10 protein-coding genes are annotated in these 13,344 nt (G+C 68.5%); 2 read left to right on the top strand and 8 right to left on the bottom strand.

Annotated elements, in window-relative coordinates:
- Window positions 1-6: 6 nt before the first annotated feature.
- The 5 genes from glcF to ACQY4O_RS02830 all read right to left on the bottom strand — a co-directional run bounded on the left by glcF (window position 7) and on the right by ACQY4O_RS02830 (window position 5,710).
- Window positions 7-1,287 carry a glycolate oxidase subunit GlcF gene (glcF, locus tag ACQY4O_RS02850; RefSeq protein ID WP_428374728.1) on the bottom strand — a complete coding sequence of 427 codons (1,281 nt, stop codon included), beginning with the start codon at window positions 1,285-1,287 and terminating at the stop codon, window positions 7-9.
- Between the two features lie 2 nt (window positions 1,288-1,289).
- The gene (locus ACQY4O_RS02845) at window positions 1,290-2,507 is read right to left on the bottom strand and encodes an FAD-binding protein (RefSeq protein ID WP_428374727.1); all 1,218 of its coding nucleotides are present in this window, start codon (window positions 2,505-2,507) and stop codon (window positions 1,290-1,292) included.
- Window positions 2,508-2,521: 14 nt separating this feature from the next.
- Window positions 2,522-4,012 (bottom strand): FAD-linked oxidase C-terminal domain-containing protein, encoded by a 1,491-nt coding sequence (locus ACQY4O_RS02840; RefSeq protein ID WP_428374726.1) that lies wholly within the window; start codon window positions 4,010-4,012, stop codon window positions 2,522-2,524.
- Between the two features lie 23 nt (window positions 4,013-4,035).
- Window positions 4,036-4,350: a c-type cytochrome gene (locus tag ACQY4O_RS02835; RefSeq protein WP_428374725.1), complete on the bottom strand. Its 315-nt coding sequence runs from the start codon at window positions 4,348-4,350 to the stop codon at window positions 4,036-4,038.
- A 70-nt stretch (window positions 4,351-4,420) separates the two neighbouring features.
- On the bottom strand, window positions 4,421-5,710 hold the full coding sequence (locus ACQY4O_RS02830; RefSeq protein ID WP_428374724.1) for a PQQ-dependent sugar dehydrogenase: 1,290 nt from the start codon (window positions 5,708-5,710) through the stop codon (window positions 4,421-4,423).
- 149 nt (window positions 5,711-5,859) lie between these two features.
- Here ACQY4O_RS02830 and ACQY4O_RS02825 point away from each other — a divergent pair, with 149 nt between their 5' ends.
- Together ACQY4O_RS02825 and gcl are read left to right on the top strand one after the other, a co-directional pair.
- Complete coding sequence (locus ACQY4O_RS02825; RefSeq protein ID WP_428374723.1) at window positions 5,860-6,711, top strand: IclR family transcriptional regulator domain-containing protein; 852 nt, start codon at window positions 5,860-5,862, stop codon at window positions 6,709-6,711.
- A 94-nt stretch (window positions 6,712-6,805) separates the two neighbouring features.
- Window positions 6,806-8,566: a glyoxylate carboligase gene (gene gcl, locus ACQY4O_RS02820; RefSeq protein ID WP_428374722.1), complete on the top strand. Its 1,761-nt coding sequence runs from the start codon at window positions 6,806-6,808 to the stop codon at window positions 8,564-8,566.
- A 48-nt stretch (window positions 8,567-8,614) separates the two neighbouring features.
- Here the strand turns inward: gcl and maiA are convergent, their stop codons facing one another.
- The 3 genes from maiA to ACQY4O_RS02805 form a co-directional block, all read right to left on the bottom strand.
- Entirely contained in the window at window positions 8,615-9,292 is a 678-nt protein-coding gene (gene maiA / locus ACQY4O_RS02815; RefSeq protein ID WP_428374721.1) for a maleylacetoacetate isomerase, read from the bottom strand.
- 63 nt (window positions 9,293-9,355) lie between these two features.
- Window positions 9,356-10,645 carry an NRAMP family divalent metal transporter gene (locus tag ACQY4O_RS02810; RefSeq protein WP_428374720.1) on the bottom strand — a complete coding sequence of 430 codons (1,290 nt, stop codon included), beginning with the start codon at window positions 10,643-10,645 and terminating at the stop codon, window positions 9,356-9,358.
- On the bottom strand, window positions 10,638-13,322 hold the full coding sequence (locus ACQY4O_RS02805) for an MGH1-like glycoside hydrolase domain-containing protein (protein WP_428374719.1): 2,685 nt from the start codon (window positions 13,320-13,322) through the stop codon (window positions 10,638-10,640). Before ACQY4O_RS02805 ends, ACQY4O_RS02810 begins: the two co-directional genes overlap by 8 nt.
- Window positions 13,323-13,344 lie beyond the last annotated feature (22 nt).

Raw genomic sequence — 13,344 nt, 5'->3', positions numbered from 1 at the left:
GTTTGCTTATGGCAACGTGGCTGGCCGGGGCCCGCCCGTCGCCCAGTCCAGCAGCTCGGCGGTATGCAGCACCGGCAGCGCGGTGCCGGCCGCGATCTGCGTGATGCAGCCGATATTGCCGGCGGCGACCAGGACCGGCCGCATGCGCTCGATAGTCTGCACCTTGCGATCGCGCAGCTGCGTGGCGATCTCCGGCTGCAGCAGGTTGTAGGTGCCGGCCGAGCCGCAGCAGAGATGGCCGTCGGGCACATCCACCACCTCGAAGCCCGCCGCCGCCAGCAGCCTTCGGGGCTCGGCGTGCACCCGCTGGCCATGCTGCAGCGAGCAGGCACCGTGATAGGCCACGCGCTGCCCGGTCGCGATCGCGGGCGTGCGCAGGCCGATCTCGCTGATGATCTCGGTGATGTCGCGCGCGAGGGCGGATACGGTCCGCGCCTGGTCGGCAAGCGCCGGATCGTTGCGGAACATGTAGCCGTAATCCTTGATCATGGTGCCGCAGCCCGACGCGTTGATGACGATGGCGTCCAGGCCGCGCTGCTCGATCTCGCGGGTCCAGGCGAGGATGTTGGCGCGCGCCGGCGCATGCGCATCCTGGCCGAGATGATGGGTGAGCGCACCGCAGCAGCCGGCTCCGCGGCTGACCACCACCTCGCAGCCATGCCGGGTCAGCAACCGGATCGTGGCCTCGTTGATCTGCGGCGCCAGCACGCGCTGCGCGCAGCCGACCAGCAGCGCCACCCGTTTGACCCGCGCGCCCTCGGCGGCGAACACCTGCGGACGGTCCATCGCCGACGCGCGCGGCACACGCTTCGGCGCCAGGGACGCCAGCACGCCGAGCTGCGCAGGCATCCAGCGCAGGAAAGGCCGGCCAAGCCGCTGCGCCAGCAGGGCCGCCCGGAACAGGCCGGTACGCGGCAGCACCAGCGCCAGCAGCCGACGCAGCGCGCGATCCCGCCAGGGGCGCTTGTAGGTCTGCTCGATATGCCGCCGCGCATGGTCGACCAGGTGCATGTAGTTCACGCCGGACGGGCAGGTGGTCATGCAGGACAGGCAGGACAGGCACCGGTCGATGTGCTTGACCACCTTCTCGGTCGCCGGCCGGTCATGCTCCAGCATGTCCTTGATCAGGGAGATGCGGCCGCGCGGACTGTCGAGTTCGTCGCCGAGCAGCGCGTAGGTCGGGCAGGTCGCGGTGCAGAAGCCGCAATGCACGCAGGAGCGCAGGATGCCGGCCGAGGCGGCGGTATCCGGATCGGCGAGCTGCGCCTCGGTGAAACTGGTCTGCACGGTCAGATGCCTTCCTGCATGCGCCCGGGATTGAGCACGCCCACGGGATCGAAGCCGGCCTTGACGCGTCGTGCCAGCGCCTCGAGGGCACCGGCCTGGGGCTGGAACACCGGCACCATGGCACGGGCTGCCTCCGGTGCGCGCAGCAGCGTGGCAAAGCCGCCGGCATGCGCCAGGGTTCCACGCACCAGCGACGCCCCGCAATCCGCGCCGGCTTCGTGCGCGTCGAGGCTGATCCAGAGCAGGCCGCCGCCCCAGTCATAGAAGGCATCGGCCGAAGGGCACGCGGCGCGCACCGCGCGCAGCACCGCCGGCGCCGAGGACGGCGTCGGGCACACGCGCCAGACCAGGCTGTCATGGTCCGCGAGCAGCGGCTGCACCGCGCCGATCTCGGCCCACAGCGCCGTGCTCGACTCGTGGCCGAGGCGCAAGCTGCCGCGACCAGCCCGCAGCGCGTCGGCCCTGAACGCCACCGACGGGGCCGGCCCTTCGAGCCGCAGCACCGTGACACTGTCGCCCGCGCCCGCCACCTCGGCCACGCCCGACCGCGCCGCCACCAACGCCGGCAGATGCGCCGCCGACGAGACCTCGTGCGGCGTGTTCAGCGCATCGGCGAGGGCCGGGATCGCCGCGTCATCGGACAGCCCCACCAGCAGCACGCTGCATTCCTGCTCCGGGCGCGGCAGCACCCGCACCGACAGCTCGGTGAGCACCGACAGCGTGCCGTGAGCGCCCGCCTGCAGCTTGCACAGATCATAGCCGGTGACGTTCTTCACCACCTTGCCGCCGGCCTTCCAGGTTTCGCCGCGGCCATTCACCGCCGCAAAACCCAGGAAATGATCCCGCGCGGCACCCGCCCGCACGCGCCTGGGCCCGGCCAGGTTGGTCGCCAGCACCCCGCCCAGGGTCGGCTCGCCGGTGCTCCCGAGCAGGTGGCGGAAATCGGGCGGCTCGAACGCCAGCATCTGCCGTTCGGCGTCGAGCCGGGCCGCGATCACATGCATGGGCGTTGCCGCCTGCACGGTCAGCACCAGTTCGGACGGTTCGTAGTCGAGGATGCCGCTGAGTGCTGCGACATCCAGCATATCCTCCACCCGCATGGCGCGGCCGAGGCTCCGCTTGCTGCCGCCGCCGACGATCTCCAGCGGCTGCGCCTCGGCTGCCGCCCAGGCCACGATCTCGGCAGCCTCGGCGGCATCGGCTGGCCGGTACCTGGTCATCCCACGAGCCGCCGTCAGAACCGCGGCAGCTCGGGAAACCGGGTCCGCCCCGCATGCACGTGCACGCGTCCCAGCTCGGCGCACCGGCAGAGCTGCGGAAACACCTTGCCCGGGTTCAGCAGGCTGTCCGGGTCGAACGCGCATTTCAGCCGCTGCTGCTGCTCGAGATCGGTCTCGTCGAACATCGTGCCCATCAGGTCGCGCTTCTCGACACCGACCCCATGCTCGCCGGTCAGCACGCCGCCGACCTCGACGCACAGCCGCAGGATGTCGTTGCCGAATGCCTCGGCGCGCTCGAGCTCGCCCGGGTTGTTGGCGTCGTACATGATCAGCGGATGCAGGTTGCCGTCACCGGCATGGAACACGTTGGCGACGCGCAGGCCGTACTGGCCCTGCATCTGCTTCATGCGCGCCAGCACATCGCCGAGGCGGCGGCGCGGGATAGTGCCATCCATGCAGTAATAGTCGGGCGAGAGGCGCCCCACCGCGGGGAACGCCGCCTTGCGCCCGGCCCAGAAGTTCAGCCGCTCCGCCTCGTTGCGGCTGACCCGGCAACTGGTCGCGCCATGCTGCCCTGCGATATCCTCGACGGCGGCCACGAGATGGTCGATCTCGGCGGCACAGCCGTCGAGCTCGACGATCAGCAGCGCCTCGGCGTCCAGCGGGTAGCCGGCATGCACGAACGCCTCCGCCGCCTGCACCGCGAGCCGGTCCATCATTTCCATGCCGCCCGGGATGATCCCGGCGCCGATGATCGCGGCCACGCATTCGCCGGCGCCGACGACGCTCGGAAAGCCGATTAGCAGCGCCCGCGCGCCCGGCGGCTTCGGCAGCAGGCGCACCGTCACCTCGGTCACCACGCCCAGCAGCCCCTCGGAGCCGACCATCACGCCGAGCAGGTCGTAGCCGGCGGCGTCGAAATGCTTGCCGCCGAGGCGCACCACCTCGCCCGAGATGGTGACCATCTCGATGCCGATCACGTTGTTCGTGGTCAGGCCGTATTTCAGGCAGTGCACCCCGCCGGAATTCTCGCCGACATTGCCGCCGATGGTGCAGGCGATCTGGCTCGACGGATCGGGTGCGTAATAGAAGCCCTGGTCCTGCACCGCTTGGGTGATGGCGAGATTGGTGACCCCCGGCTGCACCACCGCGCAGCGGTTGGGAATGTCGATCTCCAGGATGCGCCTGAACTTGCCCATGCCGAGCAGGACGCCGTCGGCCAGCGGCAACGCGCCGCCCGACAGCGACGTGCCGGCGCCACGCGGCACCACCTTGATGCCGTGCTCGCCGCAATAGCGCATCACTTGTCGCACCTGCTGCACGGTCTGGGGCAGCACCACCACCATCGGCAGCGTCCGGTACGCGGTCAGGCCGTCGCTCTCATAGACCCGCCGCTCCTCCTCGGCGTCGATCACGCCCTCCCCGGGCACGATGCGGCGCAGTGCCGCGACGATCTCGGACCGGCGCGCGAGCACGGCGCCGTCCGGAACTGGCATTGAGAGCAAAGGCGTCCTCCGAGCCGGCCCCCCTACTTCGCCGGCAGGCTGTGGTAGTACGCGGCGAGATCCGCGATCTGGGCGTCGGTCAGGGGCTTCGCCATCATCGACATCATTTCGTTCTGGCGCTGCCCGGTGTGGAAGGCGGTCAGCTGCGCCGACAGATAGGCCTCGTTCTGGCCGGCGAGGTTGGGCGCATCCGGCGTCACGGCAATGCCGGCCGGTCCGTGACAGGCGGAGCATCGTGTGGCCATGGCCTTGCCCGCCGCGATATCGGCGGCACCAGCCTGCATGCCGAAGACCAGCATGGCGGCAGCGGCCACCAGGATTGTCGTCGCTCTGATCAAGTCGCGTTTCCTTCCTCTGCTGCTCCGCGTGGTCCCATGCCGGACGGGCATCGGACCGCGCGGGTGCAGCCTACTTCGCGCCGTAGGTGATGCGGTAGACCGCGCCGGCGAAATCGTCGGACACCAGCAGCGATCCGTCACGCATCGGCTCGACATCGACCGGACGGCCGTCATAGGCACCATCCGCGTTGAGCCAGCCTTCCGCGAACGGCTTGGAGCCGGACGCGGTGCCATCCGGCCGGATGAAGGTCACCATCACCCGTGCCCCCACCGGCTGCGTGCGGTTCCAGGAGCCGTGCTGGGCCGAGAAGATGGCGCCCTGGTACTCCTTGGGGAACATCCTGCCATGATAGAACGACATGCCGAGATCGGCCGCGTGTGCCACCTCCTCGACGACCGGGAACACGAGCCCGGTGGGCGGGGTCTGGCTCTTGTACTCGACGGTCCGCGTGTGACCGCCGCCATACCAGGGAAAGCCGAAATTCTGGCCCATCCTGGTGGCGTGGTTGAGCTCGCCAGGCGGGATGTCGTCGCCCATGCCGTCGACCTGGTTGTCGGTGAACCAGAGCGTGTGGTCCTTGGAGTCGAAATCCAGGCCGACCGAGTTGCGTATGCCGTGGGCATAGACCTCGCGGCCGGTGCCGTCCTGGTTCATGCGGATGATGGCACCCATCCCCGCCTTGTAGAACTTGTCGTACTTCGCCGGCGCATAGACATTGTACGGCTGGCCCACGGCGATGTAGAGCTTGTTGTCGGATCCGATCCGGCAGACGCGCGCCGAATGGTTGAAGCTTTCCTCGTCGGCCGGGATGAGATCGCCCTGCTTGACGATCGGCGTCACCGCCACGTCCGCGTTCTCGTAGAAGAACTCGGCGGCCGGGAACTGCAGCACCCGGTTCTGCTCGACGGTGTACAGCATGCCGTCACGCGAAAAGCAGATCCCGTTCGGGTTCTTGAATTCGATGGTGCTGGCGAACTCCTTCACCTCGGTCGCGTGCCCCGAGCGGGTGCGGTCGGTCAGCGCATAGATCTTGTCCTTGCGGGTGCTGACGAAGGTCACGACGCCCTGCGGCCCGACCGCGATCATGCGTGCGTCCGGCACCTGCGCATACAGGCTGATCCTGAACCCGGGCGGCAGCTTGATGTTGGCGAGGGTTTTGCGGATCGCCGCCGCCTGGTCCGGATCCTGCGGGATCAGCGGGATGCGCTTGGCACCCGTCGAGTGGAAATCCTCCAGCTTGTTCATGGCGGCCGGGGTATTGCCGGGTGCGGGCGACGCCGCGTCCTGCGCGCGCGCGAGACCGCCGGCAGCCAGCACCACCCCAGCGGCGGCCGTCGCCACCTTCCAGGTCATGGTCATCGTTTCCTCCTTGCCCCGGAAGTCATTGACACGCTCCAGGTAAACTTATCCGATCACGGCAACCAGCATCGTGGGACATTTTCCCGTATGTTGAGAGCAGGCCCTAAAACAGCTTTCCCCTCAGTGCCTTGACCGCCACGGAGCGCATCATGCGGAACGCCGCGTTCAAAACCAGACCCGCCGGCCCGGCAGCCGCCCTGGCCAAGCTTTCCCGTCCCGGCACCGACCAGGTGCAGTCCCTGGTCCGGGCGCTGTCGCTGCTCAACCGCATCTCGGAGTCCCGGGAAGGCGGCATGAGCCTGACCGAGCTTGCCCAGCAGGCGGGGCTGCCGTCGTCCACGACCCATCGCCTGCTCACCACCCTGGAGCAGGAGCGCTATGTGCGCTTCGATGCGGAGAGCCGGCTGTGGTCGATCGGCGTGCAGGCTTTCGCCACCGGTTGCACCTTCGCCAAGACCCGCAGCCTGGTCGGGCTGGCGCGGCCGCACATGCGCGCGCTGATGGAGGAAAGCGGCGAGACCGTGAACCTCGCCGTCGAGGATGACGGCATGGCGGTCTATCTCGCGCAGGTCGAGTGCCGGCAGATGATGCGGGCCTTCGCACGGCCGGGATCGCGGGTGCCGCTGCATTGCTCGGCGGTCGGCAAGACCATCCTGATGTCGTGCTCGGACAAGGCGCTATCCAGGATCCTGCATCGCCATGGCATGCCGCGGCTCACGGTCAAGACCATCATCACGCCGGCGCTGCTGCGCGCCGACCTCGAGCGCACGCGGGCGGCCGGGCACGCGTTCGATGACGAGGAGCATGCCATCGGCCTGCGCTGCCTCGGGGCCCCGATCACCGACGAGAATGGCGAGGTCATCGCCGCGGTGTCCGCCTCCGGCCCGATGGCGCGCATGACCGACGAGCGCCTGGCCTCGCTCGCCGGCCTGGTGGTGGGCGCCGCCCAGTCGATCTCGCACGACCTGGGCGCTGCGGGAAATGCCAAACCGCTTCGCTGAAACGCTTTATTGCTGCCTGTTCCGTCATACGGGAAGCATTCCCACAAGGCCGGAGCACGCGCCAGATTAGCGAGATTAGAAACGGGAGGCGGCAATGGCGCGGATGCAGGCGATCGAGGCGGCGGTGCTGGTGCTCGAGCGCGAAGGCACGACCACGGCGTTCGGCGTGCCGGGGGCCGCGATCAATCCGCTCTATGCGGCACTGCGCCGGCGCGGCTCGATCCGGCACATCCTCGCCCGCCATGTCGAGGGCGCGTCGCACATGGCGGATGGCTACACCCGGGCACGCGCCGGCAATATCGGCGTCTGCATCGGCACCTCCGGGCCGGCCGGCACCGACATGATCACCGGCCTCTATACCGCGTCGGCCGATTCCGTGCCGATCCTGTGCATCACCGGGCAGGCGCCGCGCGCGAAGTTGCACAAGGAGGATTTCCAGGCCGTCGACATCGAGACGATCGCGCGCCCGGTGACGAAATGGGCGGTCTGCGTGCGCGAGCCGGCGCTGCTGCCGATGGTGTTCCAGCAGGCCTTCCACGTCATGCGCTCGGGGCGCCCCGGCCCGGTGCTGATCGACATGCCCATCGACGTGCAGCTCGGCGAGATCGAGTTCGACATCGACACCTACGAGCCGTTGCCGGTGTATCGTCCCGCCGCGTCGCGCCGGCAGGCCGAGCGCGCGATGGCGATGCTGAACCGAGCCGAGCGGCCGCTGCTGGTGGCCGGCGGCGGCATCATCAACGCGGATGCCAGCGCGCTGCTGGTGGAGTTCGCCGAGCTTACCGGGGTGCCGGTGATCCCGACCCTGATGGGCTGGGGCTGCATCCCGGACGACCACGCGCTGATGGCCGGCATGGCCGGGCTGCAGACCAGCCACCGCTACGGCAATGCGACGCTGCTGGAGAGCGACTTCGTGCTGGGCATCGGCAATCGCTGGGCCAATCGGCATACCGGCTCGATCGAGACCTACATGCGAGGCCGGACCTTCATCCATGTCGATATCGAGCCGACGCAGATCGGCCGGGTGTTCGGCCCGGATCTCGGCATCGTCTCCGATGCCGGGGCGGCGTTGCGCGCCTTCATCGCGGTCGCGCGCGAGATGCGCGAGAACGGCACCCTGCCCGACCGCAGCGCCTGGGCGGCGGCCTGCCTGCACCGCAAGCAGACCATGCTGCGACGGACACATTTCGACGCGGTGCCGCTGAAGCCGCAGCGTGTCTATGAGGAGATGAACGAGGTGCTCGGCCGCGACACCTGCTATGTCAGCACGATCGGCCTGTCGCAGATCGCCGGCGCGCAGTTCCTGCACGTCTATGCGCCGCGCAACTGGATCAATTGCGGCCAGGCCGGCCCGCTCGGCTGGACCCTGCCGGCGGCACTCGGCGTGCGCGCCGCCGATCCCGCGCGCCGGATCGTGGCGCTGTCCGGCGACTATGATTTCCAGTTCATGATCGAGGAGCTGGCGGTGGGCGCGCAACACAAGCTGCCGTACCTGCATGTGGTGGTGAACAACTCCTATCTCGGACTGATCCGGCAGTCGCAGCGCGGCTACGAGATGGATTTCGAGGTCAGCCTCGCCTTCGACAACATCAACAGCGCCGCCGAGGACCAGGCCGTGCGCGGCTACGGCGTCGACCATGTCGCGGTGGCGATCGGGCTCGGCTGCAAGGCGATCCGGGTCACCAGCCCGAACGAGTTCAAGGATGCCTTCGCGCGCGCGCACGCGCTGATGCAGGAGCACCAGGTGCCGGTGGTGCTCGAGTTCATCCTCGAGCGCGTCACCAATATCGCGATGGGTACCGAACTGGACAACGTGCGCGAGTTCGAGGAGGTGCTGGACCTCGCCGCGGACTGAGGCCCGGGCGGCGGCTCAGGCGACGTGCGGCGCGTGTTCTGTCACAAGTCAGGCGCGCGGCGCGCCGGTTTGGACCATCGGGTCGGCATTGCTGAAGGCGTCGAGCGCGTTGCACGCGGCCACGATCCGATCCACCGTCGGGATGCCGTCGACCTTGATCTTGAACACGCGTGCGACCGCCTCGACGCTGGCGAGACAGATGTCGGCCATCGTCGGCGTGCCGCCGTGGCAGAACGTCCCGGTCGCGGGATCATCGCGCAACCGTGCCTCGATGTCGGTGAGGCCGCGGGTGAACCACGCGGTCTGCCAGGCGCGCCACGCCGCATCGTCGAAGCCGGCTGCTTCCTTCAGATACTTCCTGACCCGCGGCACGATCAACGGGTGGGTGTCGCTGGCCATGGTGGCGGCAAGCGAACGCACCCGCGCGCGGCCAAAGGGGTCATCCGGCAGCAGCGCCGGCTGCGGATAAAGCTCGTCGAGGAATTCCAAGATCGCCACCGATTGCGTCAGCGGCGGATGCCCGTGCACCACCAGCGCCGGCAGCGCGCCCTGCGGGTTGATCGCGAGGAATTCCGGCCGGAGATGCTCGCCGGCGTCGATGTCGATCAGGCGCTCCTGCGCGGTCAGCCCCTTCAGCGCCAGCGCCACCCGCACGCGGTAGGTCGCGGACGTCCGCCAGTACGCATAGAGGGTAAGGCCCGGTCCGGTGGCAGTCTGGTCGGTCATGCTCTGTCTCCTCGCCCCGCGTGGACGCTCCGCCCGATCATGTGGGCCGCGGCCGCCCGCGATCTACAGCACGAAGAAGCCGATGCTGGCGGCGGCCATGACGACGGTCGCGATCCAGCCGAAGGCCAGCATCGGGCGCGACAGGGTCAGGCGTCCCATGATCCGCCCGTTCGCCCCGATCAGCATCATCACCGCCATCACCGGCGCCGACAGCACGCCGTTGACCACCGCACTCCAGTACAGCGCGCGCACGGGATCCAGGGTGCTGAAGTTCAGGCCGACACCCACCATCGTGGAGACGGCAATCGTGGCATAGAACGATTTGGCCTGCAGCAGCCGGCGATCCAGTCCCTCGCGCCACCGGAACGCCTCCGACAACGCGTAGGCGCTCGAGCCTGCCAGCACCGGCACCGCCAGCAGGCCGGTGCCGACGATGCCGGCCGCGAACACCGCAAAGGTGGCAACGCCGGCGATCGGCCGCAGCGCTTCGGCGGCCTGCGACGAAGTCTGGATTTCGGTAATGCCGCTCTTGTGCAGTGTCGCCGCGGTGGCGAAGATGATGAACAGCGCGACCAGGTTCGAGACGCTCATGCCGATGGCCGTGTCGAAGCGGATGCGGGAGAACTGCGCCGGTGCGGCGCGCGGGGTGACGCAGAGCGGCGGCAGCTTGCGGCGGCCGCGTTCCTCGACCTCCAGCGCCGCCTGCCAGAAGAACAGGTAGGGGCTGATCGTCGTGCCGAGCACCGCCACCAGGGCGGTGGCGCTGGCGGCATCGAAGCTCAGGTGCGGCAGCAGCGTCGCGGCCAGCGCCGATCCCCAGGGCACATGCACGGTGAACACCACCGCCACGTACGAGAACAGCGACAGGGTCAGCCATTTGAGCACGCCGGAATACACCGCATAGCTGATGAAGATCTCGGCGACGACGCAGAGGATGCCGAAGCCGGTGGTGTAGAGCCTGGAGCTGCCGCCAAGCAGCAGGCGCAGCGCCGCCCCCATCGCGCCCAGGTCGGCCCCGAGATTGATGGTGTTGGCGACCAGCAGCAGCAGCACCACGCCGCGCACCAGCCAGGACGGGTAGTGCCGGCGCAGGTTCTCGGCGATGCCGCGCCCGGTGACGCAGCCGATGCGGCCGCTGATCTCCTGGATCACGATCATGAATGGCAGGCTGAACAGCATGGTCCAGGCGAGGCCGTAGCCGAACTGCGCGCCGACCTGGCTGTAGGTGGCAATCCCGCTCGGATCGTCGTCGGCGGCGCCGGTGATCAGGCCCGGGCCGAGCCGGCGGATCATGCTCGACGGCGGCGGCGGCTGCGCCGTTCCAGGCAATCCGGCCGACGGACGATCAGGCACGGCTGGCCGGGCGCTTCTGGGTGGCCTTGCGGGCCAGCAGGTTGGCGACCAGTCCGGTCCAGCCGGTCTGGTGCGAGGCGCCGAGGCCGCGGCCGCTGTCGCCGTGGAAATATTCGTGGAACAGCACCAGGCCGGCGAAATTCGCATCGCCCTGCAGCAGCGCGTCCTCGCCCAGTGCGGGGCGGCGTCCCTGCTCGTCCTTGAGGAACAGCCGGGTCAGGCGGAGCGCGATCTCGTCGGCGATCTCGCGCAGCGTGCGGAAGCGCCCCGACGACGTCGGACATTCCACCAGGAAATCGCGTCCGTAATAGTGGTAGAAGCGGTCGAGCGCCTCGACGATCAGGAAATTGACCGGAAACCAGATCGGGCCACGCCAGTTCGAGTTGCCGCCGAACATCTCGGTGCGGCTCTCGCCCGGCTCGTAGCCGACATGGATGCGCGCCCCATCACTCTCGAACACGTACGGGTTGTCGGCGTGGTAGCGCGACAGCGACCGGATGCCGTAATCCGACAGAAACTCCTCGGGATCGAGCAAACGCAGCAGCAGCCGCTTCATGCGGTGGCCGCGCAGCAACGACAGCAGCCGGCGCTCGCCCAGGCCGGGTTCGTCCCAGCGCGCCACCAGCCCGGCCAAGTCCGGACGACGGCTGAGGAACAGATGCAGCCGGCGCGAAAAGCGCGGCAGGCGGCGCAGCAGGTCCGGCTCCAGCGTCTCGACCGCGAACAGCGGGGTGAGGCCTACCATCGACCGCAGCTTGAGTTCCTGCATGCGCCCGTCCGGCAGGTTGAGCACATCGTGGAAGAACTTGTCGGTCTCGCTCCACAGCCCGACGCCGCGTTCGCCGATATCGTTCAGAGCCTGGGCGATATACAGGAAATGCTCGAAGAACTTGCTAGCGATAGCCTCGAAGGCGTTGTCCTCGAGCGACAGTTCGAGCGCGATGCGCATCATGTTGAGCGCGAACATCGCCATCCAGGCGGTGCCGTCGGTCTGGTCGAGGAAGCCGCCCATCGGCAGCGGCCGCGAGCGGTCGAACACGCCGATATTGTCGAGCCCGAGGAAGCCGCCCTGGAACACGTTGCGGCCCTGGTTGTCCTTGCGGTTGACCCACCAGGCAAAGTTCAGCAGCAGCTTGTGGAAGATCTGCTCCAGGAAACCGCGATCGCCCTGGCCGCCATTGGCCTCGCATTCTATCTGGTACACCCGCCAGGCCGCCCAGGCCTGCACCGGCGGATTGCTATCGCTGAAGTTCCACTCGTAGGCCGGGATCTGGCCGTTCGGATGCATGTAGCTCTCGGACGCCAGCAGCAGCAGCTGCTCTTTGGCGAAATCCGGATCGATCAGCGACAGCGTCAGGCAGTGGAAGGCGAGATCCCAGGCGGCGAACCAGGGATACTCCCACTTGTCCGGCATCGAGATGATGTCCTCGGCGTTCAGGTGCCGCCAGTCATGGTTGCGGCCACGCCGGCGGCTCTCCGGGGGCGCCGGCAGGGTCGGATCGCCGCGCAGCCAGCGATACACGTCCATGCTGTAGAACTGCTTGTTCCAGATCATGCCGGATAGCGCCTGGCGCTGCACCAGCCGCGCGTCCGGATCGGGAATATCCTTCTGCAGCGAGGCGTAGAACCGGTCCGCCTCGGCGCGCCGGGTCTCGACCAGGCTGTCGAAGCCGGCGAACGGTGGGATGATCGGCTCGCCGCGCACCAGCCGCACACGCACCGTCCAGGCTTCGCCGGGAGCCAGTTCGCGCTGGTGCCACGCCGCACATTTGGTGGCAGGCCCCTCGCGGCGGATCGCCTGCTCGTCGCCGTTCACGATGAACTCGTGGAACCCGTCCTTATAGACGCCGTCCCCCTTCGGCAGCCCGATCACCGTCGGATTGGTCTCGTTCTCGCAGAACAGCACCTCGGTGCCGGGCTCCACATGGAACGTGTAGTGGCCGAGCATGCGGTGCTCGGCGACGATGCAGAAGCGCCCGTAGCTGCGCATGGTCGGCTTCGGATGGTTCTCGCGCCACGACCAGTGGTTGGCAAAGAACATCTGCGGCAGCACATGCAGCCGCGCCGGATCCGGACCGCGATTGGTCGCGGTGACGCGCATCAGCAGGTCGGCCTCGTCGGCCTTGGCGTACTCGATGACCACGTCGAAATACCGGCTCTCGTCGAAGATGCCGGTCTCGATCAGCTCGAACTCGTCCTCGTGGCGCGACCGCCGCCGGCTCTCCTCGACCAGCCGCTCATACGGGAAGGGTGCTTGCGGGTATTTGTAGAGCATACGCAGGTAGGTGTGCGAGGGCAGCGCGTCGAGCTGCCAGTACAGCTCCTTCACGTCCTCGCCATGGGTGCCCTGCGGTCCGGTCAGCCCGAACAGCCGTTCCTTGAGCATGCGGTCGCGGCCGTTCCAGAGTGCCAGCGACAGGCACAGGCGCTGGGTGTCGTCGCACACGCCGGCGAGCCCGTCCTCGCCCCAGCGATAGACCCGCGAGCGCGCCTGCTCGTGCGGCAGGTAGCCCCAGGCATCGCCGCTGTCGCTGTAGTCCTCGCGCACCGTACCCCATTGCCGGTCGCTCAGATACGGCCCCCACAGGCGCCAGTTGCGCATGCCGTGCCGGTATTCATCCAGTCGCCGTCGTTCGGCGTCACGCGGACGGTGGTCGGGAGAACGTGATCCGCTCATCCCCGCATGAGGCGGGTACTGG

It is taken from the genome of Lichenicoccus sp. (genome assembly GCF_965277665.1).
Taxonomy (GTDB): Bacteria; Pseudomonadota; Alphaproteobacteria; order Acetobacterales; family Acetobacteraceae; genus Lichenicoccus.
The sequence above is the reverse complement of the archived record's forward strand: the minus strand, read 5'-3'. Positions and strand labels throughout refer to the sequence as shown.